This is a genomic window from Kribbella yunnanensis (assembly GCF_039529655.1).
Taxonomy (GTDB): Bacteria; Actinomycetota; Actinomycetes; order Propionibacteriales; family Kribbellaceae; genus Kribbella; species Kribbella yunnanensis.
This window is the reverse complement of sequence record NZ_BAAANF010000020.1, coordinates 117148-142758: the sequence shown is the minus strand read 5'-3', so window position 1 is coordinate 142758 and position 25611 is coordinate 117148. Positions and strand designations below refer to the sequence as shown.

30 protein-coding genes are annotated in these 25611 nt (G+C 68.0%); 13 read left to right on the top strand and 17 right to left on the bottom strand.

The genetic code is table 11. The features are described 5' to 3' along the window. Nucleotides 1–53: 53 nt before the first annotated feature. Nucleotides 54–1010: an asparaginase gene (locus ABD231_RS30675; RefSeq protein ID WP_344159561.1), complete on the bottom strand. Its 957-nt coding sequence runs from the start codon at nucleotides 1008–1010 to the stop codon at nucleotides 54–56. A 59-nt stretch (nucleotides 1011–1069) separates the two neighbouring features. After that, nucleotides 1070–2062, bottom strand: a complete 993-nt coding sequence (gene ygfZ, locus ABD231_RS30670; protein WP_344159557.1) for a CAF17-like 4Fe-4S cluster assembly/insertion protein YgfZ — start codon at nucleotides 2060–2062, stop codon at nucleotides 1070–1072. Nucleotides 2063–2172: 110 nt separating this feature from the next. Between ygfZ and ABD231_RS30665 the strand changes: the two genes are divergently transcribed. Then, nucleotides 2173–2994: an LLM class flavin-dependent oxidoreductase gene (locus tag ABD231_RS30665; RefSeq protein WP_344159554.1), complete on the top strand. Its 822-nt coding sequence runs from the start codon at nucleotides 2173–2175 to the stop codon at nucleotides 2992–2994. Nucleotides 2995–3332: 338 nt separating this feature from the next. Here the strand turns inward: ABD231_RS30665 and ABD231_RS30660 are convergent, their stop codons facing one another. Further along, on the bottom strand, nucleotides 3333–4700 hold the full coding sequence (locus ABD231_RS30660; RefSeq protein ID WP_344159551.1) for a cation:dicarboxylate symporter family transporter: 1368 nt from the start codon (nucleotides 4698–4700) through the stop codon (nucleotides 3333–3335). Nucleotides 4701–4830: 130 nt separating this feature from the next. Here ABD231_RS30660 and ABD231_RS30655 point away from each other — a divergent pair, with 130 nt between their 5' ends. Next, nucleotides 4831–6087, top strand: coding sequence for a sensor histidine kinase (locus ABD231_RS30655; RefSeq protein WP_344159548.1), 1257 nt, complete (start codon nucleotides 4831–4833; stop codon nucleotides 6085–6087). Then, nucleotides 6080–6757: a response regulator gene (locus ABD231_RS30650; protein WP_344159545.1), complete on the top strand. Its 678-nt coding sequence runs from the start codon at nucleotides 6080–6082 to the stop codon at nucleotides 6755–6757. Before ABD231_RS30655 ends, ABD231_RS30650 begins: the two co-directional genes overlap by 8 nt. On the opposite strand, the gene ABD231_RS30645 is transcribed toward ABD231_RS30650, so the two are convergent. After that, complete coding sequence (locus ABD231_RS30645; RefSeq protein WP_344159542.1) at nucleotides 6754–7248, bottom strand: heme-binding beta-barrel domain-containing protein; 495 nt, start codon at nucleotides 7246–7248, stop codon at nucleotides 6754–6756. The genes ABD231_RS30650 and ABD231_RS30645 overlap by 4 nt on opposite strands. Nucleotides 7249–7404: 156 nt before the next feature. Between ABD231_RS30645 and ABD231_RS30640 the strand changes: the two genes are divergently transcribed. Beyond that, nucleotides 7405–7767: a DsrE family protein gene (locus ABD231_RS30640; RefSeq protein ID WP_344159540.1), complete on the top strand. Its 363-nt coding sequence runs from the start codon at nucleotides 7405–7407 to the stop codon at nucleotides 7765–7767. On the opposite strand, the gene ABD231_RS30635 is transcribed toward ABD231_RS30640, so the two are convergent. Both ABD231_RS30635 and ABD231_RS30630 read right to left on the bottom strand, forming a co-directional pair. Further along, entirely contained in the window at nucleotides 7764–9137 is a 1374-nt protein-coding gene (locus tag ABD231_RS30635) for a putative sodium/potassium/calcium exchanger (protein ID WP_344159537.1), read from the bottom strand. The two genes, ABD231_RS30640 and ABD231_RS30635, sit on opposite strands and share 4 nt — an antisense overlap. Then, the gene (locus tag ABD231_RS30630; RefSeq protein ID WP_344159534.1) at nucleotides 9137–9694 is read right to left on the bottom strand and encodes a hypothetical protein; all 558 of its coding nucleotides are present in this window, start codon (nucleotides 9692–9694) and stop codon (nucleotides 9137–9139) included. Before ABD231_RS30630 ends, ABD231_RS30635 begins: the two co-directional genes overlap by 1 nt. A 157-nt stretch (nucleotides 9695–9851) precedes the next feature. Here ABD231_RS30630 and ABD231_RS30625 point away from each other — a divergent pair, with 157 nt between their 5' ends. Beyond that, complete coding sequence (locus ABD231_RS30625) at nucleotides 9852–10988, top strand: molybdopterin-dependent oxidoreductase (protein WP_344159531.1); 1137 nt, start codon at nucleotides 9852–9854, stop codon at nucleotides 10986–10988. Further along, on the top strand, nucleotides 10985–11416 hold the full coding sequence (locus tag ABD231_RS30620) for a hypothetical protein (RefSeq protein WP_344159528.1): 432 nt from the start codon (nucleotides 10985–10987) through the stop codon (nucleotides 11414–11416). Before ABD231_RS30625 ends, ABD231_RS30620 begins: the two co-directional genes overlap by 4 nt. Nucleotide 11417: 1 nt before the next feature. On the opposite strand, the gene ABD231_RS30615 is transcribed toward ABD231_RS30620, so the two are convergent. Continuing rightward, nucleotides 11418–12248, bottom strand: a complete 831-nt coding sequence (locus ABD231_RS30615) for a beta-keto acid cleavage family enzyme (protein WP_344159525.1) — start codon at nucleotides 12246–12248, stop codon at nucleotides 11418–11420. A gap of 94 nt (nucleotides 12249–12342) precedes the next feature. Between ABD231_RS30615 and dtd the strand changes: the two genes are divergently transcribed. After that, a complete protein-coding gene (gene dtd / locus ABD231_RS30610) occupies nucleotides 12343–12768 on the top strand; it encodes a D-aminoacyl-tRNA deacylase (RefSeq protein WP_344159522.1) in 426 nt (141 codons plus the stop codon). A gap of 1 nt (nucleotide 12769) precedes the next feature. Next, nucleotides 12770–13660 (top strand): GIY-YIG nuclease family protein, encoded by an 891-nt coding sequence (locus ABD231_RS30605; RefSeq protein WP_344159519.1) that lies wholly within the window; start codon nucleotides 12770–12772, stop codon nucleotides 13658–13660. 85 nt (nucleotides 13661–13745) lie between these two features. Here ABD231_RS30605 and ABD231_RS30600 read toward each other — a convergent pair whose 3' ends face one another. The 7 genes from ABD231_RS30600 to arfB form a co-directional block, all read right to left on the bottom strand. Continuing rightward, nucleotides 13746–14972, bottom strand: a complete 1227-nt coding sequence (locus ABD231_RS30600; protein WP_344159516.1) for a choice-of-anchor P family protein — start codon at nucleotides 14970–14972, stop codon at nucleotides 13746–13748. Nucleotides 14973–15264: 292 nt separating this feature from the next. Further along, entirely contained in the window at nucleotides 15265–15561 is a 297-nt protein-coding gene (locus ABD231_RS30595; protein WP_344159514.1) for a DUF1416 domain-containing protein, read from the bottom strand. Between the two features lies 1 nt (nucleotide 15562). Beyond that, nucleotides 15563–16411, bottom strand: a complete 849-nt coding sequence (locus tag ABD231_RS30590) for a sulfurtransferase (protein ID WP_344159511.1) — start codon at nucleotides 16409–16411, stop codon at nucleotides 15563–15565. 14 nt (nucleotides 16412–16425) lie between these two features. Further along, a complete protein-coding gene (locus tag ABD231_RS30585; protein WP_344159509.1) occupies nucleotides 16426–16881 on the bottom strand; it encodes a DUF4395 domain-containing protein in 456 nt (151 codons plus the stop codon). Between the two features lie 273 nt (nucleotides 16882–17154). Then, nucleotides 17155–18069 (bottom strand): RDD family protein, encoded by a 915-nt coding sequence (locus ABD231_RS30580; RefSeq protein ID WP_344159506.1) that lies wholly within the window; start codon nucleotides 18067–18069, stop codon nucleotides 17155–17157. A 42-nt stretch (nucleotides 18070–18111) separates the two neighbouring features. Beyond that, a complete protein-coding gene (locus ABD231_RS30575) occupies nucleotides 18112–18540 on the bottom strand; it encodes a TlpA family protein disulfide reductase (RefSeq protein WP_344159503.1) in 429 nt (142 codons plus the stop codon). Nucleotides 18541–18600: 60 nt separating this feature from the next. Continuing rightward, complete coding sequence (arfB, locus tag ABD231_RS30570) at nucleotides 18601–19029, bottom strand: alternative ribosome rescue aminoacyl-tRNA hydrolase ArfB (RefSeq protein WP_344159500.1); 429 nt, start codon at nucleotides 19027–19029, stop codon at nucleotides 18601–18603. A 46-nt stretch (nucleotides 19030–19075) separates the two neighbouring features. Between arfB and ABD231_RS30565 the strand changes: the two genes are divergently transcribed. The 3 genes from ABD231_RS30565 to ABD231_RS30555 are packed head-to-tail and all read left to right on the top strand — an operon-like array spanning nucleotide 19076 to nucleotide 20894. Beyond that, nucleotides 19076–19717, top strand: coding sequence for a hypothetical protein (locus ABD231_RS30565; RefSeq protein ID WP_344159497.1), 642 nt, complete (start codon nucleotides 19076–19078; stop codon nucleotides 19715–19717). Further along, nucleotides 19714–20280: a DUF4352 domain-containing protein gene (locus ABD231_RS30560; RefSeq protein ID WP_344159493.1), complete on the top strand. Its 567-nt coding sequence runs from the start codon at nucleotides 19714–19716 to the stop codon at nucleotides 20278–20280. Before ABD231_RS30565 ends, ABD231_RS30560 begins: the two co-directional genes overlap by 4 nt. Next, entirely contained in the window at nucleotides 20277–20894 is a 618-nt protein-coding gene (locus ABD231_RS30555; RefSeq protein ID WP_344159490.1) for a hypothetical protein, read from the top strand. Before ABD231_RS30560 ends, ABD231_RS30555 begins: the two co-directional genes overlap by 4 nt. Here ABD231_RS30555 and ABD231_RS30550 read toward each other — a convergent pair. Together ABD231_RS30550 and ABD231_RS30545 are read right to left on the bottom strand one after the other, a co-directional pair. Continuing rightward, nucleotides 20857–22227, bottom strand: a complete 1371-nt coding sequence (locus ABD231_RS30550; protein WP_344159957.1) for a hypothetical protein — start codon at nucleotides 22225–22227, stop codon at nucleotides 20857–20859. The two genes, ABD231_RS30555 and ABD231_RS30550, sit on opposite strands and share 38 nt — an antisense overlap. Nucleotides 22228–22271: 44 nt before the next feature. Further along, nucleotides 22272–22985 carry a winged helix-turn-helix domain-containing protein gene (locus ABD231_RS30545; protein WP_344159487.1) on the bottom strand — a complete coding sequence of 238 codons (714 nt, stop codon included), beginning with the start codon at nucleotides 22983–22985 and terminating at the stop codon, nucleotides 22272–22274. A gap of 133 nt (nucleotides 22986–23118) precedes the next feature. Between ABD231_RS30545 and ABD231_RS30540 the strand changes: the two genes are divergently transcribed. Together ABD231_RS30540 and ABD231_RS30535 are read left to right on the top strand one after the other, a co-directional pair. Further along, entirely contained in the window at nucleotides 23119–23358 is a 240-nt protein-coding gene (locus ABD231_RS30540; protein WP_344159484.1) for a MoaD/ThiS family protein, read from the top strand. 132 nt (nucleotides 23359–23490) lie between these two features. Next, nucleotides 23491–23796 (top strand): hypothetical protein, encoded by a 306-nt coding sequence (locus tag ABD231_RS30535; protein WP_344159482.1) that lies wholly within the window; start codon nucleotides 23491–23493, stop codon nucleotides 23794–23796. 38 nt (nucleotides 23797–23834) lie between these two features. On the opposite strand, the gene ABD231_RS30530 is transcribed toward ABD231_RS30535, so the two are convergent. Continuing rightward, complete coding sequence (locus ABD231_RS30530; protein ID WP_344159478.1) at nucleotides 23835–25592, bottom strand: bifunctional metallophosphatase/5'-nucleotidase; 1758 nt, start codon at nucleotides 25590–25592, stop codon at nucleotides 23835–23837. Nucleotides 25593–25611 lie beyond the last annotated feature (19 nt).

The following is a 25611-nucleotide window of genomic DNA, read 5'->3' as shown; positions in this document are numbered from 1 at the left end:
ACAGTCTGCTAGCAACCTGCTTGCAATTGCAAGCAGACCCGCAGTGACCTCACTCACCCAAAGGCAGGAGCATGCGGCTGCACGGCGCCGACCTGGGTGCCGCCGCCCAGTAGCGGGAACTGGGACTGCTGGTCGATGACCTCGTGGTTGACCCCGAGCTTGCGCAGTACGGCGGCCATCACGACCGCGCGGGCTCGCGGCGTACCGTCTTCGATCTTGATCGCGATTCCGCGGCCGTCGTCGAGGCCTACGGCGTAGACGGCCTCGGCGCCGACCTTGCAGAACAGGCCGGGGACCGCGCGCATCAGGGCTGCCTCGTCGCGCGTACTCCCGCTGGCGTACTCGGGGTAGGCGCGGAAGGCGTCCTTCACCTTGGCCTCGAGGGTGCCGGGGGCCGCGGCTGCGAAGAGGCCGAACGAGCGGGCTAGACCGGCCAGGCTGATCGCGAGGATGGGCGCACCGCAGCCGTCGACGGCGACGTACGAGACCTTCTCCCCCGCGATGTCCTCGACCGCGGTCCGGATGGCCTGCTGGAGCGGGTGGTCGGGCGAGCGGTACGTGTCGATCGGCCAGTCGTTGGTCACGCAGGTCAGCAGCATCGCGGCGTGCTTGCCCGAGCAGTTCATGACGATCGATTCCTGGCCATGGCCGGCCCGGACCCAGGCATCGCGTACGGCGTCCTCGATCGGGTACGCCGGCGGTGTCTGGAGCGCCGACTCGTCCAGGTTCGCAAGGCTGAGGATCTCGCGGACGCCGTCCACGTGGAACGTCTCACCCGAATGCGACGCTCCCGCCAACGACAACAGTTTCCCGTCCAGCGGGAGGCCGTGGCGGAGCATTCCTACGGCTTGCATGGGTTTGTTGGAGGAGCGGGGGAACATCGGCTGGTCGGTGATGCCGACCGACCAGGAGACGGTGCCGTCGGGGTCGGTCACCACGACGGAGCCACGGTGGTGGCCTTCGACGAAGCCGCTGCGGACGACGTCGGCCAGGATCACAGGTTCGCTCACGGCACGAACTGTACGGCCTGAATGTCAGGGGCAAAAAGCGGTCTTGCGAATGATCCGGCTCACAGCCGGGAGCGGACGTGCAGACCGACCTCGGGGTCGACCAGGACCTCCTGGGTCGCGGTCACGGTCGGCTGCTCGTCGGCGACGACCTCGAGGATGGCTTCGGGGTCGACGTTCCGCTTCACCAACGCGAGCGCAATCGGGCCGAGCTCGTGGTGCCGGGCCGCGGAGCCGATGAAGCCGACCTGCTTCTCACCGACCCGTACGGCGTACCCGTGCGTGGGGAGGTGGTCGACCGAGCCGTCGAGCAGGAGTCGGACGAGGCGGCGCGGTGGGCGGCCGAGGTTGTGGACACGGGCGACTGTCTCCTGACCGCGGTAGCAACCCTTGTCCAGGTGGACGCCGATGCCCAGCCAGCCCAGCTCGTTCGGAATCGCGCGCTCGTCCGTGTCCAGGCCGAAGCGCGGGTGGCCGGCCTCGATCCGGAGCGCCTCGTACGCCCAGATGCCGGCGGCCGGACCCTCCAGCGTGGCGAGCTCAGCCCGCGGGAGGAAGACCTCATGCCCGCCCAGCGAGTCCGCGCCCGAACGCGTCAGGTGCTCAGCGCTAGCCGCGCCCGGCCGCCAGACGATCGCGTAGTCGTCCGTGACGTCGGTGATCTCGACTCGCGACATGAAGACCATCTTCTGCAGCCACTCGACCAACGCAGCCGCTGCACCAGGCTCGGTGTGCAGCCAGAACGTTTCGCCGTCGTCGACGCCGTACATGGCGTGCTCCACGTGACCGGTCGGCGACAGCAGGAGCGCGGTGGTCGACGTACCGGGCTTGAAACCTTCGAAGTACTGGGTGGTGAGCGCGTGCAGCCAGGTCAGGCGGTCGGGCCCCTTGATCGTGACGACGTCACGGTGCGACAGGTCGACGAACGCCGTACCGGCGACCAGGGCGCGTTGTTCGCGCAGATCCGAGCCGTAGTGGGCCGCGACTCCGGCGTCGAGTCCGTCGGCCTCGACGGCTGCGGGCCGGTCGAGCAGGGGGCTGCGGGTCCGTGACATGTCACCAGAGTACGTCGCCCGGCGTACGGCGATCGCCTCCCACCGTGGGATGTGGACGACACCCGTCTCCGGCGAGGCTGTGGGTACACCAGGTTGAAGGGAGCAGGACGATGAGTGACAGGCGATTCCGGTTCGGTGTGGTGGGTAGCCCGCGGAGCGGAGCGGATTGGATGACGACCGCACGGCGAGCGGCCGAACTCGGCTACGAGACCGTGCTGATGCCGGACGGGCTGCAACTGCCGTCCCCGTTCCCGTCGCTGGCGATGGCGGCCGCTGTCGCCGACATCCGCGTCGGCACGTTTGTGGCCGCGGCCCCGCTGCGCACCCCGCGGCAGACGGCTTGGGAGGCGCACACGCTGACCGTGCTGACCGACGGCCGGTTCGAGTTCGGCATCGGTACCGGACGCCCGGTCGCCGAGCAGCAGACCGCCGAGGTCGGCCTCCCCTGGGGCACGGCTCGCGAACGCCGTGAGCAGGTCATCGAGACGCTCGACCTGCTGCGCGAGCTCGACGGAGAACGCCGTACGCCGATCATGCTCGCCGCCGGCGGGCCCAAAGCCCTCGCGCTTGCCGCCGAACGCGCCGACATCGTCTCGCTAGCCAAAGACGCCACCACCCCACGCTCCGAGGTCATCGCCGTCGCGAACGAACTCCGCACCCTGGCGGGCTCCCGAGCCGACGACATCGAACTAGCCACGAACCTCCTAGCCGCCGGCACCCGCCCCCTCCCGCCCTGGACCAAACGAGCCTCCGGCGTAGACCCCGACGCCCTAGAAGCCATGGACTCCCTAATGCTCCTCCGCGGCACCCCACACCAGATGGCCGACGAACTCCTCCGCCGCCGCGAATCCATCGGCACCACCTACATCACCGTCAACGACACCTACCTAGAAGACCTAGCCCCCGTCATCGAACTCCTCGCCGGCAACTAACCACCCCCCACCCCGCCTCGGCCGCCGGCGGCGAACCCCCCATCTCAGGGGATATCCACCGAGTTGAGGGGTTGCCCACTGAGATTCCGAGGGGGCAACCCCCGATGTGGAGGGACACCCCCTCAGCTGGGGGGTTGGCGGGAAGAGTAGGGGGTTGCCCACTGGGATGGGGGGTTGCCCACTGAGATTCGGAGGGGGCAACCCTCGAGGTGGATGGGCATCCCCTCAGTTGGGGGGTTGGCGGGGGGAGTGGGGGGTTGCCTGCTGGGGTGGGGGTGGGCGTGGCACTGCCCGCCGGGCTGTGGTTCCGGCGGGCAGTGTGGGGGTGGGGAGGGTGGTTAGGGGGTGGTGGCGGTGCTGGGGGCGGTGGGGTGGGGGACGTCGCCGGCGTGGGTGTCGCCGGCTGCGAAGGCGGCTTCGTCGAAGGGGTCTTCGCCGGCGAAGACCTGGCGGGCCTGGGCCTTGTCGAAGTCGCCGACCCAGTGGCCGACGAGGACGGTGGCGACCGCGTTACCGGCGAAGTTGGTCAGGGCGCGGGCCTCGGACATGAAGCGGTCGATGCCGACGATCAGGCCGACGCCGTCGACGAGTTCGGGGCGGTGCGACTGCAGGCCGCCGGCCAGGGTGGCCAGGCCGGCGCCGGTGACACCGGCGGCGCCCTTGGAGGCGACGATCATGAAGACCAGCAGCGAGACCTGCTGACCCAGCGAGAACGGGGTGTCCATCGCCTCGGCGATGAACAGGGACGCCATGGTCAGGTAGATCGCGGTGCCGTCCAGGTTGAACGAGTAGCCGGTCGGGACGGTGATACCGACGACGGGCTTGCCGACGCCGAGGTGTTCCATCTTTCCGATCAGTCGCGGCAGCGCGGTCTCCGACGACGAGCTCGAGACGATCAGCAGGAACTCGCGGCCCAGGTACTTGAGCAGCTGGAAGATCGAGATCCCGGTGACGATCTTGAGAATGGTGCCCAGGACAACGAAGACGAACAGCGCACAGGTGATGTAGAAGGCGACCATGATCTTCAGCAGGCTGACCAGCGCGGTCGAGCCGGCCGCGCCGACGACCGCGGCGAGCGCGCCGAAGGCGCCGATCGGGGCGGTCCACATGATCATCGACAGGATCTTGAAGACCAGCCGCTGGATGTGGCCGATGCCGACCAGGATCGGCTGACCCTTCGAGCCCAGAGCCTGCAGGGCGAAGCCCACCAGCAACGCCACCAGGACGGTCTGCAGGACCTCACCTTCGGTCAGCGAGGACAGCAGCGACTTCGGGATGATGCCGAGGATGAAGTCGGTCGTCGTCTCGTGGGCGCCACCGGCCTGCTTCTGGCCGGCCTCGCGGAGCTTGTCGGTCAGGTTCAGGCCGGAGCCGGGCTGGACGATGTTGCCGACCAGCAGCCCGATGAACAGCGCGACCGTCGACATCACCAGGAAGTAGACGAGCGCAAGGCCACCGACCTTGCCGACGGACGCCGCCTGGCGGACCGAGCCGATGCCGATCACCAGGGTGCAGAAGATGATCGGGCTGATCAGCATCTTGATCAGGTTCACGAATCCGGTGCCGAGCGGCTTCAGCTCGACCGCGAAACTCGGGAACAGCAGTCCGACACCGATACCGAGCAGAGCGGCGACGATGACGGCGATGTAGAGGAAGTGGGTTCGATCGTTCCGGACCGGGGTGGGTCGGGGTTCGGTCGTGGCCATGCGGGACTCCTGTATCGGCCGGCGGGCAGTACTGACAACCAAGGGGCTGGGAGGGCTTGAGTAACTGTGACGTGACGCACAGGAGAAGTGCGCGTTTCGTTCATATCGTTCTCGGTGCAGACTGTCCGGTGTGAAACGCAGGCCGTGGGAACTCCGTCGCCAGGTTCTCTGGCTGCAGACGGTCACGGTCCTGGTGCTCATTGTGATGGTCTGGATCTCTCTGGTCGCAAGATCCCGCGCCCAGGCCGACCGGGACGCGGCCGCGACCGGCACTACCCCGGCCGGATTGTGGGAGCTCATCCGGCTCGACCTGCGCCCGATGCTCGGTATCGCCAGCCTGATGCTCGGGGTCGCGATCGCCGGGAATGCCCTGGTCGCCTTCCGGGTCCGCCGTGCTACCCGCGGGATCGGCACGCAGTCGCTGGCTCGGATGCTCGACTTCTACGAGGGCGTTCTACACGCCGCCCGCGAAGGCCTGATCCTGCTCGACGCCAACGGCCGGGTCCAGCTCGCGAACGACGAGGCCTTGCAGCTGCTCGGCCTGCGCGAGGTCCCACCCGGTACGCCGATCGAGGAGCTCCACCTCGGTACGCCGCTAGCCGAACTCCTCCGCGACGGCCGGACGGCGTACGACGAACTTCACCTCGGCGCGAGCGGTGTCCTGGTCGTGAACCAGCAACCGTCCCGGGCCGGCCGGATCGTCACCCTGCGAGACCACACCGAGCTGCAGCGACTCCTCGGCGAGCTGGACGCGGTCCGCAGCCTGGCCGAATCGCTGCAGGCACAGAACCACGAAGCATCGAACCGGCTGCACACGGTCGTCAGCCTGATCGAGATCGGCAAGCCCGAGCGGGCCAGGGAGTTCGCAGTGTCCGAGTTGCAGTTCGCCCAAGCGATGACGGATCGAGTGGTCGGCACCGTCGGCGACCCGGTGCTGGCGTCGCTGCTGCTCGCCAAGCTGGCGCAGGCCCAAGAGCGCGGTGTCACGCTCACCCTCGAGCTCGGCCACGAGCCCCTGAACACCCGGCTCCCGGCGCAGGACGTCGTCACCGTCGTCGGCAACCTCCTCGACAACGCGATCGAGGCGGCCCGCGGCGGACCGGCACCCCGCCGCGTCGAGCTCCGAGCCGGTACGACGCCAGACGCGATCGACCTGATTGTCACCAACACCGGTGCCGAGCTCGGCGCGACCGAGCTGGCGCACATGTTCGAGCGCGGCTGGACCACGAAGGCCGAACCCGGTCATGGCCTCGGGCTCGTCCTCGTCCGCAGCACGGTCGAGCGCTGGCAGGGCACCCTGATGGTCGACCCGGATTCCGAACTGGCCGACGTACCGGCTCTGACCGTGCGCGTGCGGCTGCCGCGGGCGGTGAGCGCGAGTGCCTGACCTGCAGGTCCTCGTGGTCGAGGACGACCCGGTCGCGGCCGAGGCACATCGCATGTACGTCGATCGGCTGCCGGGGTTCACGTGTATCGGCATCGCCGGTACGGCGGCCCGCGCGCTCCAGGTGCTCACCCGGCCCGGCGTGGATCTCGTACTGCTGGACATGAACCTGCCGGACGGTCACGGGCTCGACGTGGTTCGCCGAATGCGGGCCCAGGGCAACCAAACCGACGTGGTCGCGGTGACGTCGGCACGGGAGGTCGCGGCGGTACAGGCGGCGGCACGGATCGGCGTCGTCCAGTACGTGCTGAAACCCTTTGCCTACGAGACTTTGCGCGACCGACTCACGGCGTACGCCCGCCAACGCCGCGCCGCCGAGGCCGGCCAGGTAGTCGCCGACCAGGACGAGGTCGACCGTTTGTTGCACCCGGCAAGAATCTCCTCGGTCCCGAAGGGCCTGGCCGGCTCGGTCCTGGACCGAGTGGTCCAACTCCTCGGCAACCGCGAAGGCTGGACCGCAGAAGAAGTCGCCACCTCACTCGGTACGTCGCGCATCACCGCACGCCGCTACCTGGAACACCTCGCCGACCAGGGCCAGGCGCTGCGCACCCAGCGGTACGACGGGCGCAGCGGCCGCCCGAAGGTTGAGTACAGCTGGGTGGCCGAGAGCTAGGAGCGGACGAGAGTGGCCCAGAGGTGGGGTTGGAGGGGCTGGCCTTCGGCGGCCATGTCGTAGGCCCACATGAGTTCGCCCTTGACCAGGCCGTAGAGGCGGTGGCCGGCGGTGACTTCCTTGGCCGTCTCGGTGCGGGCGACGACGTCGGTCCGCAACTCGATCTTGGCGCCCTCGATCTCGCCGTACCAGATCTCGGCGAAGCCGGTCGGGTGCGCGAGGATCACCTCGAGCTTGTTGTCCGGCTTCGGCCGCCAGAAGCCGGTCTCGAGCGCCAGCGGACGCTCCCGCTTGCCGTCCTCGCCGACCACGAAGGTCTGGCTGACGTAGTGCAGGAACGGCTTGCCGTTGTGGCTGAAGTCGATCTGCTGCCCGAACTCGAACTTCTCGATGGTCGGGTAGTCACCGTGCCCGCGGCCCTCCCAGCGACCGAGCAGCCAGGCCAGCGGCATCAGGTCGGGGTGCAGGTTCTGCGGGATCTCGAACGCCATCAGCTGGCCGTCCGGCCCTTGAACAGCCGGTAGACGACGTATGCCGAGAACCAGCCCATGAAGATCGTGACCAGGACCAGCAGCGTGGTGAAGATGACGTGGAGCACGATCACGAGTCTAGAGGATGGTTCGCGGGGCTTCGGCTACCGTGGCGTGATGTCCCGCACGCTGGTGATCAAACTGACCGCAGGCGCCGACGAGGCCGAGCGCGCCAACCAGGCCTTCACCGTCGCCGCCACCGCGGTCGCGGCCGGTGCCGAGGTGTCGCTCTGGCTGACCGGTGAGGCCGTCTGGTTCGCCGTCCCCGGGCGCGCCGAGAGCTTCGAACTCCCGTACGCCGCTCCTCTCGCGGAGCTGCTCGCGGCGGTGTTGGAAGGTGGTCAGCTGACCGCCTGCACGCAGTGCGTCAAGCGCCGGGATCTGACCGAGGCGGATCTGCTCCCCGGTACGCGGATCGCCGGAGCGCCCGCGTTCACCGAGGAGATCCTGGCCGACAACGCCCAGGCGATCGTGTACTAACCCTTCTGCAGTTCGTGGCCGCTCTGTTCGCGGCCGCCGCGCTGGGTGGTCTTCGCGTGCACCTGGGCCGCAGTCTGACCGCCGCGGGCGCCATCCAGCGACTCCCCGCTGGGGCGGCTGCCGACGGCGCCGTTCGGGTTCTCGAGGCCCTTGTTCATGTCCTGGAGACGCTGCATCTCCTCCGGTGACATCTGGCTCCGGCCGGTCCCATCCTGCTCGGGACTCGCGCCGCCCTGGTTCTGGCGATCGAGCCGCTCCTGCTCGAGCAGCTGGTCCTCAGCCTGAACCCGCCCGTCCGGCTGCTCCGCCTGCTCAGCCGCCCGATCCGCCACCGCGTGATCGCCGCCGGTCGCGAACCCTTCCCCGGTACCGACGTCAGCCTGCTCCCGGTCCTCCTCCTGCCGCTCGGTCTCCTGCTCCCGCCGGCTCTCAGGCTCCTGCCCGTGCAGCGCTTCCTGGTTGACCGAGCCGTCCTCGTGGGTGAACTCGCGGTCGTCCTGCTCCTGCTGCCGCTCAGGCTCCTGCCCGCTCAGCGCTTCCTGGTTGACCGAGCCGTCCTCATGCGTGAACTCCCGCTCCGGCTCACCTCGGTCCACCTCCTGCCCGTTCAGTGCTTCCTGATTGACGGTGCCGTCCTCGCGGGTGAAGCCCTCCTGCATCTGCTCGCGCTTCGCCTCGACGTCGTCCCGCATCTGCTGGCTGTCGGCCTCGAACTCGGCCTCCATCTGACGGCTGTCCCGCTCGTAGTCCGCGGCAGCTGCTGCTCCCGCCGCCTCGGTACCCAACGCCGCTGCCGGCGCCCCGACTCCCGGCGTACCGGACTCGCGCTCGTGCTCCTTCTCGCGAGCGGCCTTCTCCCGCTCTTCCTTCTCGCGCTCTTCGCGTTCACGTTCCTCGCGTTCGCGCTCCTCCCGCTCGCGCTCTTCCTCGGCGCGCTCGCGGTCGTCTTCCTGCTGCTCGTCGCGGTCGTCGGTGGTCTCTTCGCGGTCGTCGCGGTCGTCGGTGACCTCGTCGCGCTCGTCGCGGTCGTCGACCGAGGTGTCGTCGATGCCGTCGCGGTTCAGGTCCTGGTTCGCCTCGAGTTCGCGCTGCCGGTCGTCGAGTTGCCGCTGCAGGTCGGCCTCGCGCTGCCGCAGCACCTGCAACTGCTGCTCGATCCGCCCGTACTGATCGGACGACGGGCGGTCGTTCATCGACCGGTCGATGTCCGGGTTGTGGGTCCGGATGTCCCGGATCTCCTCCATCAGCGAGCGCGGCATCTGCGCCTGCTTGTTCTGCTGGAGCACCTTCCGGAACCGGTCCAGGTCGCGGACCAGCTTCCTGATCTGCTTGAACAGGATCTCCAGCATCTCTTCGGCTTCATCAGCCATCAGGCGACCTCGCTCGCATAGACGGAGTACCCGAACCCGGCCTGCGGAGTGTCCACAGTCGGCTGCGTGGCATAAAGGTGGAACTCGGCGCCCGGACGAAGCCAGACGGCCAGGTGCCGCCGGCGATCCCGCCACTCCGGCGGAACCCGCGGGTCCGACCCAGGTCCGACGTACACCGGGGCACCCCAGTGCCGGCGGCCGCGTTCGATCTCGGCCGGCCAGTGCTCGTCGAGGCCCTCCTCGGCCGCGGCCAGCTCACCGGGCCCGATCTCGTACGCCGACCACCCGCTGCGCGGGCTCTCCGGCAGTACGGCGTCGGGCAGCAACAGCATCACCGTCTCGCGCGGGGTGACGAGGCCCCAGGTGAATCGCTCGGGGTCGATGTTCCCCGGCGCCCAGGGCCGCCAGCCGGTGGCAGCAGTGATCCGCAGAACGCGCTCCCGGATCGCCTCCGGGCCGGCCCCGGCCGGTCCCCAGACCGCTGTCCAGTCGGACACCTCGGCCAGGTCCGCCATCGCCCGCTCGTCGTCCTCGAACGACCGCTGCTGCGTCTTCACCTGCTGCTCACTCCTCTCCGCTGATCCGGCCCAGCCTATGCCTTCGGCAGGCCGGACACCCTGTTCATAGACGTGCCGGAACGTGCAACGGATCCCGTTCGCGAGCAGTAAGCGCAGATCGCCGTTCAGCGGCCGAGTTCTGGGTTGTAGTTGAGTCATGAAGCTTCCGGCCCTTCCGACGGAGAAGTCGTTCCGGTCGCCGCTGCACCATCCCCGGGTGGCGACGGTGCTCGGGCGCTGGCTGGCCGTGGCGGTGGTGATCTGCTTCCTCACCGGCCTGTTCAGCCACTTCCAGCAGCACACTCCGCTCTGGCTGCACATCCCGAGTCGCCCGGCATCGCTGTACCGGTTCACCCAAGGTCTGCACGTGCTGAGCGGCACAGTGGCCGTACCGTTGCTGCTGGCAAAGCTCTGGACCGTCTACCCGAAGCTCTTCAACCTCAAAGGCCTCGGCCTCAAGGACATCGCGGAGAAGGCGTCGATCCTGGTTCTGGCCTCCGCGCTGGCCCTGGAACTCTTCATCGGCTACCTCAACACTCTCCAGTGGTACCCCTGGCCCTTCCCCTTCAAGGAAACCCACTACGCCCTGGCCTGGATCATCATCGGCGCGCTCCTGGTCCACCTCGCGGTCAAACTCCCGCTGATCCGCGCCCATTGGCGCCGTACGGCGGAAGTCCGGCCCACCTCGTTGCCGTCAGCAACCACCGGGTTGACGCGGCGCGGTTTGTTCCGCACCGTCGCGGGCGCCGCCTCGCTGGTCGGGATCAGCGCCATCGGCCAGTCCGTGCCTGCGTTCGGCCCGGTTGCCGTCCTCGCCCCGCGCAAGCCCAACGTCGGACCGCAAGGGCTGCCGGTGAACCGCACCGCGCACGACGCCGGCGTGTCTGGTGTTGCCGCGGACTGGCGCTTCACGATCAGCGGCCCGCAGAAGCTGTCGTACTCACTGGATGAGCTGAGAGCCCTGCCACAGAGCCGATCCGACCTGCCGATCGCCTGTGTCGAGGGCTGGAGCCAGGGCGCTCGCTGGGAAGGCGTCCGGATTCGCGACCTGTTGCAACTGTGCGGCGCGCCGGCGTCCTCGCGGGTCCGGGTGGTGTCGATGGAGAAGGGCGGCTTCTATGCGACCAGCGAGCTCCCACCCGAGTACGCCGCCGATCCGCTCACGCTGCTCGCGCTTCGACTGAACGGCGGGGAACTCGCGCTCGACCACGGCTTCCCGGCCCGGATCATCGCGCCCAACCGCCCCGGTGTCCTGCAGACCAAATGGGTACACCGGCTGGAGGTGCTGTCATGAAGACCCGGGCGGCTCTGGCCGCGTTCGGCGTCGGCTTCGGCCTCTGGGGTGTCTGGCTGATGTTCCAAGCCCTGGAACCGCAGGCGCTGATCCGCCTACCGCTCTGGCTGGGTGGTGCCGTGATCGCGGACGACCTCTTCCTCGTCCCGATCACGGTCGCGGTCGGCTGGCTCGTCACCCGCTGGTCGATCGGCCCCGACCATCACCGCACGGTCGGCGCCGTCCGCACCACTTTGCTGTACGTCGGCATCACGACACTGATCGCGATTCCGCTACTCCTCCGCCAGGGCAAGGGCGCGAACCCAACCGTCCTGCCGCGGAATTATCTCCGCGACTGGTTATTGCTCGAAGCAACGATCGTCGTGGTGGGGGCCGCGGTGTTCGTGGTGCGGCGATCACGCTCCACGATCAGCAGGTCGAGGGACTGATTCAGCGGTCGCGCTTGACGTTGAGCAGGTCCCGCGCCTCGTCGGGCGACATCGGGGGCCGCTGAGCCATCGTCGCCAACGCAGCAGCGCGCTCGACCAGCTCGGCGTTGTGGTTCACCGGCTGTCCCTTCGCCAGGGTCAGCGTGTCTTCCATGCCGACCCGCAGGTGGCCGCCCTTCGACAACGCGGCCAGCGCGACGGTGATCGACGTACGGCCGATGCCGGTTGCGGACCAGGATGTCACCGCGGGCGGCAGCGCGTTGACCGCGGCCACCAGGGCGTCCGCCGTACCGGGCATGCCGCCGGGGACTCCCATCACCAGGTCGCAGTGCACGCGACCGCCGTACGGGAGGCCGAACTTGTCCAGCAACCGGTGCAGCGCGGCCACGTGCCCGAGGTCGAACAGCTCGAACTCCGGGACGATCTCGCGCTCCTGGCTGAGCTGGTAGAGCTCGGTCACGAACGGCCACGGGTTCATGAAGACGTCGTCGCCGAAGTTGACCGTGCCCATCGTCAGCGAGCAGGAGTCCGGCTCGGCATCGAGCACGCGCAGCCGGTTCTCGTACGGATCGGTGACCGCGCCGCCACTCGACAGCTGCACGATCAGCGCCGTGTTCGCCCGCACTGCGCCCACCGCCTCGGTCAGCCGGCTGAGGTCGAGCGTCGGGCGGTGCTCACCGTCGCGGATGTGCAGGTGGATCATCGCGGCCCCGGCCGCCTCGCACCGCTTCGCCGTCTCGACCAGCTCGTCGAGAGTGGTGGGCAGCGCCGGACAGTCCGCCTTCGCGGTCTCGGCGCCGGTGGGGGCAACGGTGATCAGAGTCGAGGCCATGGGGAGATCTTGCCAGATCACTCCGAGATCCGGGAGATTCGGCGGTAAAACAGCAGACTCGCAGGATTTTTTCCGGCACGGCAGGATTGATGCCATGAGAGCAGTCGTACAGCGGGTCAGTCAGGCATCCGTCACGGTCGAGGGCGAGGTGGTCGGGGCGATCGACGGGCCGGGGCTGCTGGTCCTGCTCGGCGTGACACACGACGACACCGCCGAGACGGCGAAGACGCTGGCCGCCAAGATCTGGACGCTCCGCATCCTGCACGGCGAGCGTTCCGCATCCGACGAGCAGGCGCCGATCCTCGCGATCAGCCAGTTCACCCTGTACGCCGACACTCGCAAGGGCCGGCGCCCGTCGTGGAACGCGGCCGCTCCCGGTCCCGTTTCCGAACCCCTGTACGACGCCTTCTGCGCAGCCCTGGAGGAGTTGGGCGCCAAGGTGGAACGGGGCAGGTTCGGTGCCCACATGGACGTGAGTCTGGTCAATGATGGTCCGGTCACGCTGATTCTCGACGCCTGACATGGACCAGGCCCGTCTGGTCGCCCGCCGGCTGCCGCAGGCACCTGGCGTCTACCGCTTCCGCGACGACGGCGGCCGGATCCTCTACATCGGTCGCGCGGTCAACCTGCGCCGCCGCGTCCTGTCGTACTGGACGCATCTCGGCGACCGCCCGGGACTGGCCAGGATGGTGAACCGGATCGCCCGGGTCGAAGGTGTCCAGTGCGACTCCGAGCACGAGGCGGCCTGGCTCGAACGCAACCTGCTCGAGCACACCAAGCCCCGCTGGAACCGGACCGAAGGTGGCGCCGAGGTCGTCGGGTACATCCGCTTCGACCCGGACGGCCCGCGGTTCACCCACGAACTAGAACTCACGAGGAAGCATTTCGGGCCTTATCTCGGTGGCCTGCGCGTTCGGCAGGCAATCTCAGCCCTGCAACGCGTGATCCCGTTGCAGTACACGACCGAGGCGACCGGTTCGGTCCGCGAGTTCGCCAAGCTCTTCGGCGTCGGCCCCGACGACCGCGAGACGCTGACCAGGACGGCGTACGCCGTACTCGACCGCGAGCCGGACGCGGTGGCCGCCGTACGGGATGAACTGACGCGGCGGCGCGATCTGGCCGCGGGTGCGTTGCGGTTCGAGTTCGCGGGGAAACTGCAGGACGAACTGGCGGCATTCGAGTGGATCGTGGCCGAGCAGAAGGTGTCGCTGCTGACAGCCGACGATGTCGATGTGTTCGGCTGGGCCGACGGGGTGATGGTCAGCTTCGGGTTGCGTGACGGGCGGGTGCGGACCTGGACTCAGCACGCGATGACCGAGCGGACGGCAAGGGAGCGGGTCGCTGCGACTCCAGCCGGCTGGCAGTTGTTTGCCCAACGCAACGCCGAGTTGGCTGCGCGCTTACTGGCATAAAGAAACCGCCCCGAGTCCCGAAGGACCCGAGGCGGTTTTCAGAGATTCTGAGACGGTGAGGTTCGACTCAGACGGGTTGGCTCGATCAGCCGATGACGCCCGCGGCCGAGTGGCCGACGACAACCTTGGTGTTCAGGCTGTAGACGTCGATCACGAGCGCGTTCACTGCGATGTACCGCTGCTGCCGGACGACCTGGTTGAAGGTCAGCTTGGCGATACCGGGGATGTCCAGCGTGGAGTTCTCGCCGGTCTTGACCGGGTAGACCTTGCCGTTCACCGAGATCGACGCGATGCTCGACGTCGACTTGACGCCGTACCCGCCGTCCTTGGACTTCCAGGCCGCTGCCGAGGAGTTGATGGCTCCGATGGCCAGGTTGCCGACCTTCACACCCGCGACGTGCGAGGTGAAGTTGACGGCGGCCTTGTCGGCGTTCTGGTAGCCGTTCTTGGTGGTGAACGCGGCCCCGACGTAGGCGACCTTCGGGATGACGACCTCGCCGACCGAGGCGCGGATCGTCTTGCCCTCGGTGCCCTTGCAGGTGGCCTGGTACGACGTCGGGCCGGAGACGACCAGCTTGTCGACGTTCGCCTTGGTCACGTAGGCGTCACCGATGACGACACCGACGGCCGGCTTGGCGATCTCCGCACGCGTCTTCAGGATCGCGACGTCGACACCCTCCGGGATGTACTTGTTCTTCACGTTCGCGTGGACGACGACCGCCTGCGCGTACGAGTAGATGCCGCTCGCGCTCTTCACGCCACCGACGCGGTTCAGCACGATGTAGCCCAGGCCCGGTACGGCGACCTTGGTGTTCCACTCCGGCTTGAGCAGCGACGGCACCGAGACGGCGCCGATCTTCACGCCGGCGAACGTCGTGTTGCCGGTGTAGGACAGCTTGCCGTTCTTGTACACCGCCGTGGTGGTCGTCTTCACACCGGTCAGGTGCAGCAGGTTGCCGATCTTGATGTCGACAGCCGAGGCATTGCTGGTGACGCCGTTGCCGTTCTTGTTGTTGAAGGCGTGGGTGTCGGTCCGCACGGTGCGCGCGATGGCCTGGTTGTTCACGTTCGCCGCGGCGACGTCGTTCGACATCTTGGCCGACGAGTTCGTGGTGCAGCTGATGGTGCTCACGGTCTGCGGGCCGCTGTTGACGACACCTCCCGTGGCCTCAACGCCGATGCCGTAGCCGCTGTAGCCGAAGACCGGCGACGCGGACGCCGAGCCCGAAGTCAGCGCGATCGTAGAAGCAACGCCGACGACCGCCGCTACACCGACGGCGGCGAGCTTCTTGTATCCGATGCGGGGTCCCATGACCCCTCCTCCCTGAGTGATGACATGACCCGTAGCGCGGGCCAGGACACAGAGCACAACTCAGGCGGTAGCGGTAGGTAACGAGTCTGATGCGCTCCGAGACCAAACCGTTACCTTGCAGTTCAATGAACCCGCACCCATAACCCCGGTCGAATGACCTGGAATCCGTTGTGCACAACAGGTTCCAGGCATGCCGAAGGGCCCGGACGCGCAAGGTCCGGGCCCTTCGGGGACTTGCCTCAGGGTGGGCCGCCGTCCCGTGACGGCGGCACCATCAGTAACGAGCGAGAGCTCAGACGGTAACGGCCACTTCCGCGACCGCGCCGTACTGGGCCACCACCTGGCGGTCGACCGGGTCGGCCTTGGGCGCCAGCGTGCGCAGCGTCCACTCGCCCGGCTTGGCGAAGAAGCGGAAGTGTCCGGTCGCCGAGGTCGGGACCTCGGCGGTGAACTCACCCGTTGCGTCCAGCAACCGCACGTAGGCGCCGCCGACCGGCTCCTCGCCGCGCAGCACCTGGCCCTGGATCACGGCTTCCTTGTCCACGTCGACGCCCTTGAGATCAAGGCCGCCCTTCTTGGCTCCGCACATGTCAGGCCTCCCCGGGCTCGTCGCCGAGGGCGACCGGTACGCCGACCAGCGAACCCCACTCGGTCCACGAACCGTCGTAGTTCTTGACGTTCTCCTGGCCGAGCAGCTCGTGCAGCACGAACCAGGTGTGCGCCGAGCGCTCGCCGATCCGGCAGTACGCGATGGTGTCCTTGCCGAAGTCGACCCCGGCGTCGGCGTACAGGGTCTTCAGCTCGTCGTCGGAGCGGAAGGTGCCGTCGTCGTTGGCCGCCTTGCTCCACGGGATGCTGGCCGCGGTCGGGATGTGACCCGCGCGCTGTGCCTGCTCCTGCGGAAGGTGGGCCGGGGCGAGCAGGCGGCCGGCGTACTCGTCGGGGCTACGGACGTCCACCAGGTTCTTCACGCCGATGGCCTCTTCGACCTCACCGCGGAAGGCGCGGATATTCAGGTCCGGCTCCTTGGCCACATACTCGGTGGCGTCGCGCTTGACGGCCTCGTCGGTCAGCTCGCGGCTGTCCAGCTCCCAGCGCTTGCGGCCACCGTCGAGCAGGCGGACATCGGCGTGACCGTAGAGCTTGAAGTACCAGAACGCGTAAGCGGCGAACCAGTTGTTGTTACCGCCGTACAGCACGACGGTGTCGTCGTTCTTGACACCGCGGCCGGACAACAGTTCCTGGAACTGCTGCTGGTTGACGAAGTCCCGGCGTACCGGGTCCTGCAGGTCGTCCTTCCAGTCCAGCTTGATCGCACCGGCGATGTGGCCGGCGTCGTACGCCGAGACGTCTTCGTCGACCTCGATCAGGACGACGTTGGCATCGCTCTTGTGCTCTTCGACCCAGTCGGCCGAGACGAGCGCAGATTCCCTGCTCATGTGTGCTGCCTCTCTTAATTGGTAGCGGTGCTTGGCGTACGAATGCGTTGGATCAGCAGATAAGCCTCGCAGCCGAGGCAGAGCCCCACGGCCGCGTTCACGAACGCGGCGACGAGGGCGAATCCGGTGGCGACCACTCCGAGCACGGTCGCGCCGCTCAGGTAGCCGATCAGGCCGGCGATCGCGAAGACCAGCCCGACCAGTTGGGCGAACCGCGGCGGCGCCGCGTCCTCCAGCTCCTTCGGCGGGCTCAAGCGCGGACGAATCACACGCTTGAAGAACTGGCCGTACGGCGACGCCTGGACGCCGAAGGCGGTCCCGATCGCGAACACCAGTGTCTGGACCGCCAGGATCCACGGGTTACCGAGGATCAGTGTCAACGCCAGCAGAACCGCGGTCACACCGGCTGCGAACCGGAGCCCCCGCGGGTCGACCTGGGGAGGAGTGAGTTTGGCCGTCTGTTCGGACATGACGACTCCTGGAGGAGGAGTGGTTCGAGCCGGACCCGCCCGTACCTGCGGGAGACGACGTACGTGGAACCGCGCTCAGCGATCAGTTCCACAGCGCTCGGGACGCCGCCTGGTCAGCGGCCACGACACAGCGACGAGCGCATGCGGCAGTTGTCCACTGCGCGGCGCTTGGTCAGCAAGGTCGTGTACTCCACGCTCCGAGAGTACGGAACGTGGAGCGGGACGTTCGCAGTTGTCCCATTGAGTGAGACAACTGTTCGCATTGTGGACGCGTTACGTGCGGACGACATTCGTGCCGGCGACCTTGTCCCACAATGCCTGCTTCTTGTCGTCCCACAGCGGCCACAGGTAGTTCAGCAGGACCACGATGCCGAGCAGCGAACCGAGGATCGGAACCGCCCCCAGCACGGTCAGCGCAAGGCCCATCCCGGCCCGCTTCGCGATCGCCGCACCGGGTGCCGCCCCGGGCACGTCCCGCAGCCGCACCGCGATACCGGCCGCCGACTTGCCGATCGTGGCGCCCTTCTTGGTCAGCATCAGGTACTCGTACGCGAACATCACCACCGCGGTCAGGATGGCCGCCGGAATCGTCCAGGCCACCGCGGACATCGACGAGTTGAGCATCTCCGAGAAGGTCGGCGGAGTCGTGCTCCGCATCTGCCGCTCGACGTTGTCCGTGTAGTCGTTGAGGTACTTCATCCAGAAGTAGCCGGTCAGCGGCAGGCTGACGAAGAAGATCAGAACCGAGTCGATGACGCGGGCCAGCACCCGGCGCCACCAGCCGGACAACGGCTGGCCGTCCGGAGTCGTGAAGCGGTTCTGGCCCGGGTAGCCGTAGCCCGGCTGCTGCTGCGGGTACGCCGGATAGCCGTGCTGCTGAGCGGGCTGGCCGTACTGCGTCTGCGGCTGGCCGTAGTGGGCCTGCGGCGGCGGCTGCTGCTGCGGACCGGGCTGGCCGTAGACCGGGCGGTCCGACGCGGGCTTTTGCGCCTGTCCACCGCCGAACACCTGGCCGTGCTGCACCGGCTGACCGTACTGCGGCTGGTCCTGCTTGGGCTGTCCGTACTGGCCTTGGTACGGCGACGGCTGCTCACGTGGACGACGCTCGTCGGTCCACACGTTCCCGTCCCAGTAGCGCTGCTGTGTCGGGTGCTCAGGGTCGTCGTACCAACCGGCTGGGAAGTTCACTGGCACAGCATGCCGGTCAGGCGGGGTCGAGCGCCATCCCTATCAGTTCGGCTGGTGGTCGATCGCCGTAGCCAGTGCCGCGATCACATCCGGCTTGCGCGGTGCACCGCTGGCGCGTTTGACCACTGCACCAGTGCTGTCGAGCACCAGCGTGGTCGGTGTCCGCAGGATGTCGAGCTTCCGGACCAGGTCCAGATTCGACTCCGCGTCCAGCTCCACATGCCGGACCCCATCGACCATGCCTTCGACCTCGGCCAGCGTGCGCCGCGTCACGCGGCAGGGGGCGCAGAAGGCGGAGGAGAACTGCAGCAACGTGGCCCGCTCGCCCAGCTCGACGCCAACGTCGGCTGCGGAAACCCTCTCCACGTCACTCGCCTTCTCGCGGAATCGCCCGTCGATCCAGGTTTTGAGCACACTGAGAAGCACTCCGGCGACGAGCGCGCCGGCTAGTACCCACAGACCTAGGCTCACAACAATCCAGAGTACGTCGATGGTTTTTCAGCTCCACCTGCTGTTTCACGCCTTGGACAGTCAGTCCTCTGGGCGGGATCTCAGCCGCTTGGTCTGACCGCGGCGCTTCTTGTCGTCGAGGCGGCGGCGGACCGCGCCCTTACTGGGCTTGGTCGCCCGCCGCGGCCGTGGCGGTGGCGCGATCGACTCCCGCAGCAGCGCGACCAGCCGGGTCCGCGCCGCCTCCCGATTACGCCACTGCGACTTGTACTCCGAAGCTGCGATCGTCAGCACACCGTCCACCAGCCGGGACTCCAACCGCTCCAGCGCTCGAGTCTTCAGTACGCCGGACAGCGCCGTCGTACGGGCGAGGTCGAAGCTCAGCTCGACCCGGCTGTCGGTGGTGTTCACCGACTGCCCGCCCGGACCGCTGGATCGGGAGAAGCGCCAACTCAGCTCCCCCTCGGGGACCACCAGCCCCGGTCGCACGATCAGCCCCGTCTCCTCCACAGACCCATTACACCTTGTTGCCCCCGCTGCTCGTTACCCTTTTCCCGTGCAGACGGGGAGGCCAGAGCAAGGGCCGGGGCAAGAGCAAGAGCCTGAAGAGCTTCCGGAGCTGGCGAACCTGAAGGTGCGCGGGCGTTCGGTCAAGACCTGGGTGATCGGCGCGAGCGCCGTCGTACTGGCTGTTTCGGCCGCGTTCGGTGGGCTGAACAAGGCGGCCGCGGAGACGCCGCCGCTGACCGCGGGGAAGTCGGTGGACGCCGGGCAGTTCGCGATCACCGTCGATCGGGTCGTCACGGTCAAGGACCTGAAGCCGCTGTTCCAGCCGGAGCCCGGTGGTGCACTGATCGCGATCGTGGCCAAGATCAAGGTCACCGACGACCTCGGGACCACGCCGCCGTCGGACCTGTTCCGGCTGATCGGCGTACCGGGGATCAAGGAGACCGAAGCGCCGATGGGGACCACCACCATCGACGACGAGACGATGAACCCGGTGCTCACCCCGGATGTCGAGCAGCAGATTGCCTTCGTCTGGAAGCTGCCGAAGCTCTCCGACCTGCCGACCGAGGTCAAGGTGAGCGTGCAGGGCTACAAGCACTACGACGAGTCGCTGCTGGACCACCACGAGAAGTGGCTGCCCGACGAGCTCGCCGGCGAGGGCACGATCAAGGTGAAGGACAACACGAAGTGACCGGCCGCAAGCTCCTGAACGGCGGCCTGACGCTGGCCGTCCTGGTCGCGATCATCGGTCTCTACCGGCTGACGCCGACCCAGCAGGACATCCAGGACCCGACTCCGGTGAACGGCATCGTCGGCCGCGCGGTCGACGCCGGCCGGTTCGAGCTGAAGGTCGACGCGGTGCGGGTCGGGAAGACGCTGAAGATCCCGAGCAGCTCGCCGGACCGCAAGACCCAGACCAGCTTCGTCGTCGTGGACGCGACCGTCACCGCGACGCGTGAGCCGATCCACCTGAACCGGGTGCAGATCCGCAGCTCCGACGGGATCACCTATCTCGGCGCCAACCGCAGCGGCCTGGACCGGGTCGACCTGACCGGCTTCCAGTTCGCGCCCGGGATCCCGGCGCGTGGCGCCTTCGTGATCGAGATGCCCGCCGACAAGTTGCCGGGGGCAACCCTGCAGGTGATGGAGAAGTCGATCATGAACGACCTCGAGCCCGAGGTGAACGTCCCGCTGGACGTGAAGTCCCCCGAGATCAGCCCGGTCGTCACCTTCACCCGCGCGAGCGCGTCATGACCGGGGCACGCCGGGCCCGCCGGCGCAGCGGCTGGTTCAGCAAGAACGTCGCCGCGCTCGCCTCGCTGGTCGTCACCGTGCCGCTGGCCGGTTGGTGGACGACGAAATCGGACTACAAATCCTGGTACGACGCACAGCCGCGCGACGCGGTCGTCGTGGCCGACGGCGGGACGCCGTACCAAGGAGCCGTCTGGTACGCCGCCAGTGTCGAGGAGAACCCGGAGCCCAAGCGGGCCGGGGCCGAGGATCCGCTGCCGCCGGACACGACGCGGATCCGGGTGCACTTCCGGCTTCAGGTCGACGACATCAAGACGCTCGACGAGCCCGGGCTCGGCGGTTGCCGACCACACCTGCGCGCGTCGGACGGGCGGATCTGGGACGAGGACATCCTCGCCGACGACTACCAGGACCGGCCGAACAGCTGCACCGGTGGGTACGACGACAAACCGCAGAGCTGGCGTGGACCGTCGGCCCAGTACTACGTGAAGCCGGTCGCCGGGAAGCCGTACGAGATCGTGGCCGTGTTCGTCGTACCGAAGTCTGTTGCGGCCGAGGTTCAGCCGACGATCACGTGGGCTACGAAAGTCCCTGAGTATCTGGCATTCCCGAGGTAGCGGCGGTCAGGTCGGCGACGCCGCCCTGCTCGCTGTCGTCCTGCTCGACGACCGCGTGCGTGCCGCGGTTCAGGTAGCCGGCCAGGCCGCCGATCATCCGGTCGTAGGCGGCCGCTAGCAGCGCGACCTGGAGCATGATCTTCAGCCCGTCCGTGAGCAGGCTCAGCGGCTCGTCGATCACCAGCCAGAACGGCAGCGTGTGCGGGCCGAGGACCCAGAGCTTCAGCGCGATCCACACGCCACTGGCGAGGAACGTGACGACCGCCCAGGCGAGGAAGTAACCCAGCATCGGGCGCAGGCCGGAGCGGAGCACCAGCCGGAACGCGTCCGCGACCGGGGTCCAGCGGTCCTTCCAGTCCGCGACGACGGTGTTGCCGGCAGCCTGCACGAAGCGCGGCGTCGCCTGCCAGCGGTTCGTCAGCCGGTCGAAGCGCCAGCGCGGCTGCTGCTGCGCCTTGTGCACGGCCCGGCCGTAGATCACCGCGGTCATGGTGATCCACATCAGCGGGAGCACGGCAGCGCTCCAGAGATCACCGACGCCGGCGGCGATGAAGCCGGTGACGGCGTCCCAGATCTCGCGGACCTGGCTCACCCCGAGCACCTTGTCGAGGAGCCAGACGTAGGCGTCGTGGAACCACTGCCAGATCTGACGCTCCTGCAGCCACTGCTTCGGCGACGGGACGTACGACGAGGCCTGGTAGATGACCACGAAGATCCAGAGCGCTTCGAGGTAGGTGATGAACAGCTTGCGGACCGGGCCCTCGTTCTCCCGCTTCCACTTCTTGAACGCGAAGCGGAGCAGATACGCCACGGCACCGAGGCCGATGAACAGCCAGGTCGACAACGACTGCAGACCCTGCGACGGCTCAGCGACTGTCCCGCCACCGAGCGACGTGGCGACGGCCTCGTTGACCTTGTGCACCGCCAGCTTGTACTCGTAGTCGAGCGCCTCGGCCTGCAAGAACTTGTAGGCCGCGTAGAACGCCAGGAACGGCAGCAGGGCCGCGGCCAGTGCGTCGACCGGGCGGCTCTCCTTGCCAGGCTCAACACCGTCGGGCGCGAGCATGCCCTCGGCAACGGCTCGCCGGTGGAACGGCAGCTCACCGCGCAGGACGAGGAACATCGCGACGTACATGGCCAGTGAGACCACGACGATCAGCGCGAGGACGGCGAGACCGGCCGCCTCCGCGGCGGCACCGGCCTGGACTGCCACCCATTGCAGCCCGCGATGCGCGAGCTGGGCGATGAGAAACACCGCCAGCAACCTCGGCCACGCCTTACCGAACAAGACCCCCGCGCGGCCCACCGTGGTGAGCAACGACCCCGACTCCATCGCCACGCGCAGAATCTACCTGCCCGTGGGGGCGTCACGAGACTTCAGGCGGGAGTATCGGCCGTTTCGCGTTGGCTGGCGGCCGGCGGGACCACGAAGCGGTAGCCGACGTTGCGGACCGTACCGATCAGCTGCTCGTGCTCCGGGCCGAGCTTGGCCCGCAGCCGCCGGACGTGGACGTCGACCGTCCGCGTGCCGCCGAAGTAGTCGTAACCCCAGACCTCCTGCAGGAGCTGCTCCCGGGTGAACACCCGACCGGGGTGCTGCGCCAGGAACTTGAAGAGCTCGAACTCCTTGTAGGTGAGGTCGAGCGCCCGCCCGTTGAGCTTGGCGGTGTAGGACGCCTCGTCGATCACCACGTCACCGGTGCGGATCAGGCTGGTGTCCGGGTCCTCGTTGCGGGTCGCGGCCAGCCGACCGATCACCAGGCGCAGCCGGGCCTCGATCTCCGCGGGACCAGCGGTGTCGAGCAGCACGTCGTCGGCGCCCCAGTCCGCGTTCACCGCGGTCAGGCCACCTTCGGTGACGACGAGGATCAGCGGTACGTCGATTCCCGTCGTACGGATCAGGCGGGAGACGCCGCGGACGGCGACCAGATCCCGCCGGGCGTCCAGCAGGACGGCATCCGCGTCCGGGGCATCGACCAGCGCGGCCACCTCGGCGGGCAGGATCCGGATCTGGTGCGGTAACAACGCGAGCGACGGCAGCACCTCGGTGGAGGCCTGCAGTGCGTTCGTCAGCAGAAGCAACGTGCTCACGTTGTCCCCCTGTGCCGGTCGTAGTGCACGTCGAGCCCCAGCGGCGTCATTGCCGGGGGCCCGAGACACTGGATAGCAACAGCAAGCTGACATAATAGCGGAAGACTTAACCGATTAGTGAGGTCCCCTCCAGATGCCGGAAGTCACCATCAGGTACTTCGCCGCCGCCCGCAGCGCCGCCGGTGAGTCCACCGCGACCGCAGACGCCGCCTCGCTCGGCGATCTGATCAGCACGGTCTCGTCCGATCGCCCCGAGCTCGCGCGGGTCCTCTCGCTCTGCACTTTTCTGCTGAACGGCGAGCGTGCGACGCCTGCCACGCTGCTTCCGGCGGGGGCTCAGGTCGACGCGCTGCCACCCTTCGCCGGCGGCTGATACGCCGTTGCGCGGCCGTCGTTATGTGACGGAAGAAAGTAGTGTGACTGGTGAGGCGACGACCTTTTACGACTGTCAAGGATCCTGCTACCTTGCGTATTCCGTCGTTCCACGGAAGGTCACCGATCATCGATGGCGCACGTTGCTCCGACCTCGCATCGCCGCGCGACCCGCGCTTCGCACCGCGGTCATCGCACCGCTGACGGTCCGATCCGCCGGTCCACCTGGCTGGGTCTGACCTTCGCGATGATTCTCGGCCTGGTCCTCACCGGCCGCGAGCACGTCGGCGTCCACGCGGGCGGCGTCACCCTGCTGGTGATGCTGGTCCCGCTCACCCTGGCCGTCTTCGGTGCCGCCCTGCGGCGCGGGTTCGGAGGTCTCTCCGCGCTCACCACCGCAGGGGCACTCACCTTCGTGCTGCTCAAGTTCTTCCTGTGAGTGCGCCCCGCTGAGGCGGCGCACTCACCCGGAGCCAGTCAGGAACCGATCGAGATCCGGTCGGTCGCGCCCGGGGTGTACGGGTCGTGCGCGGTCAGGTACTTCGCGAAGGCGTCGATGTCGAGCCCGCCGAAGAACTTGTTCGTCGCGGTCGTGAAGGCCGGGAAGCCGTCACCACCGTCGGACAGGAAGTTGTTCGTGACGATCCGGTACGACGTCCCGTCCACGATCGGCTGCCCGGCGATCTTCACCGACCCGGGCACGATCTTCGAACCCGCCGCGGCGGCCGGGTTCCAGGTGTAGGTGACACCGGCGACCTGGAGCACCTTGTACTTCCCGGCCTCCGGACCGTTCACCCCGGAGAACTGCTGCTCCAGCAGGGCCTTGATCTGCGTACCGGTCATGTCCATCGAGACCAGGAAGTTGTTGAACGGCTGCACGGTGAAGGCCTGCCCGAAGGTGACCTCACCCGCGTTCGACGCCAGGTCCGCCCGGATCCCGCCCGGATTCATGAACGCCGCCACCGGCACCTTGCCACCGGTCACGGTCGACGGATCGGCCAGCTGCCCGTCCGCGATCAGGTTGCCCAGCGGGGATTCGAGGGAATCGTCCGGGGTGCGCGACACCGACGTACCGGTCAGGTGACCGATGACCTTGTTCGAGATCGGGGCCACCAGCGTCTGGTACTTGGTGATCAGTTCGCTGGTCCGGCGGTCGGCCGGTACATCGCGGGTGACGATCTGGTTGTTGGCCAGCGTGTTCAGCCGGTCGACGTCACCGGTCGCGTTGTTGATGCTCAGCCGGACCTCGGTGACGAGGCGGCCGAACGACGAGGCACTGGTGACGAGCCGCGGCTGACCGGCACTGTCCGGCAGGCTGCAGTTGTAGCCCTGGTGGGTGTGCCCCGAGATGATCGCGTCGATCTCCGGGCTGAGGCCCTTGTTGATGTCGACGATCGGGCCGGAGATCCCCGGGCAGCTGTTGTACGCCTTCGGGTCGGCCGGGAAGCCACCCTCGTGCAGCAGCACGACGATCGACTTCACACCCTTCTTCTGCAGCACCGGAACCAGCGCGTTCGCGGACTCGATCTCGTCCTTGAAGGTCAGCCCTTCGACACCGGACTTGGTGACGATGTTCGGCGTGTTCTCCAGGGTCATCCCGATGAAGGCGACCTTCCGGCCGTCGTCGAAGGTCTTGATCGTGTACGGCTTGAACAGCGTCTTCTGCGTGTTCTCGAAGAACACGTTGGCCGCCAGGTACTTGAACTTGGCGCCCTGGAACGGACGCTCCGGGTCCGGGCAGGAGTTCTGGTTGTTCTGCCCGTCGCCGTCCGGCAGGCAGCCACCGGTCTGCATCCGGAGCAGCTCGTGCCAGCCCTCGTCGAACTCGTGGTTGCCGACCGAGGCGGCCTCCAGGCCCATCCCGTTCAGCGCTTCGACGGTCGGCTCGTCGTGGAACGCGGCCGACAGCAGCGGCGAGGCCCCGATCAGGTCACCGGCGGCGACCGTCACCGAGTCCTGTCCCTTGGCCTCCGCCGCCGCGCGCAGCTGCTTCAGGTGCGTGGCCAGGAAGGCCGCCCCACCGGCCGGGACGCCGTTGATGTTGCCGCTCGAGCCACCGGGAGCTTCCAGGTTGCCGTGGAAGTCGTTGATGGCGAGCAGCTGGATCTGCGTGTGCGTCGGCTTCGGTTTCGCCGGCGCTGCCTGGGTCACGGTTCCCCCCGTGGCCAAGCCGAGCACCGCGGCGGTGCCGACGGCGATCAGGCCGACGCCCCGCCGTCCGCGCAGCCACTTCATGTCTCGTCCTGTCAAGGCC

Excerpts from the sequence above, each read along its gene's own strand:
- ygfZ (WP_344159557.1), bottom strand. The coding sequence starts at position 2,062 with ATGTCACGGACCCGCAGCCCCCTGCTCGACCGGCCCGCAGCCGTCGAG.
- ABD231_RS30665 (WP_344159554.1), top strand. The coding sequence starts at position 2,173 with ATGAGTGACAGGCGATTCCGGTTCGGTGTGGTGGGTAGCCCGCGGAGC.
- ABD231_RS30660 (WP_344159551.1), bottom strand. The coding sequence starts at position 4,700 with ATGGCCACGACCGAACCCCGACCCACCCCGGTCCGGAACGATCGAACC.
- ABD231_RS30645 (WP_344159542.1), bottom strand. The coding sequence starts at position 7,248 with ATGGCGTTCGAGATCCCGCAGAACCTGCACCCCGACCTGATGCCGCTG.
- ABD231_RS30640 (WP_344159540.1), top strand. The coding sequence starts at position 7,405 with ATGTCCCGCACGCTGGTGATCAAACTGACCGCAGGCGCCGACGAGGCC.
- ABD231_RS30635 (WP_344159537.1), bottom strand. The coding sequence starts at position 9,137 with ATGGCTGATGAAGCCGAAGAGATGCTGGAGATCCTGTTCAAGCAGATC.
- ABD231_RS30625 (WP_344159531.1), top strand. The coding sequence starts at position 9,852 with ATGAAGCTTCCGGCCCTTCCGACGGAGAAGTCGTTCCGGTCGCCGCTG.
- ABD231_RS30620 (WP_344159528.1), top strand. The coding sequence starts at position 10,985 with ATGAAGACCCGGGCGGCTCTGGCCGCGTTCGGCGTCGGCTTCGGCCTC.
- ABD231_RS30615 (WP_344159525.1), bottom strand. The coding sequence starts at position 12,248 with ATGGCCTCGACTCTGATCACCGTTGCCCCCACCGGCGCCGAGACCGCG.
- dtd (WP_344159522.1), top strand. The coding sequence starts at position 12,343 with ATGAGAGCAGTCGTACAGCGGGTCAGTCAGGCATCCGTCACGGTCGAG.
- ABD231_RS30605 (WP_344159519.1), top strand. The coding sequence starts at position 12,770 with ATGGACCAGGCCCGTCTGGTCGCCCGCCGGCTGCCGCAGGCACCTGGC.
- ABD231_RS30600 (WP_344159516.1), bottom strand. The coding sequence starts at position 14,972 with ATGGGACCCCGCATCGGATACAAGAAGCTCGCCGCCGTCGGTGTAGCG.
- ABD231_RS30595 (WP_344159514.1), bottom strand. The coding sequence starts at position 15,561 with ATGTGCGGAGCCAAGAAGGGCGGCCTTGATCTCAAGGGCGTCGACGTG.
- ABD231_RS30590 (WP_344159511.1), bottom strand. The coding sequence starts at position 16,411 with ATGAGCAGGGAATCTGCGCTCGTCTCGGCCGACTGGGTCGAAGAGCAC.
- ABD231_RS30585 (WP_344159509.1), bottom strand. The coding sequence starts at position 16,881 with ATGTCCGAACAGACGGCCAAACTCACTCCTCCCCAGGTCGACCCGCGG.
- ABD231_RS30555 (WP_344159490.1), top strand. The coding sequence starts at position 20,277 with ATGACCGGGGCACGCCGGGCCCGCCGGCGCAGCGGCTGGTTCAGCAAG.
- ABD231_RS30550 (WP_344159957.1), bottom strand. The coding sequence starts at position 22,227 with ATGGAGTCGGGGTCGTTGCTCACCACGGTGGGCCGCGCGGGGGTCTTG.
- ABD231_RS30540 (WP_344159484.1), top strand. The coding sequence starts at position 23,119 with ATGCCGGAAGTCACCATCAGGTACTTCGCCGCCGCCCGCAGCGCCGCC.
- ABD231_RS30535 (WP_344159482.1), top strand. The coding sequence starts at position 23,491 with ATGGCGCACGTTGCTCCGACCTCGCATCGCCGCGCGACCCGCGCTTCG.
- ABD231_RS30530 (WP_344159478.1), bottom strand. The coding sequence starts at position 25,592 with ATGAAGTGGCTGCGCGGACGGCGGGGCGTCGGCCTGATCGCCGTCGGC.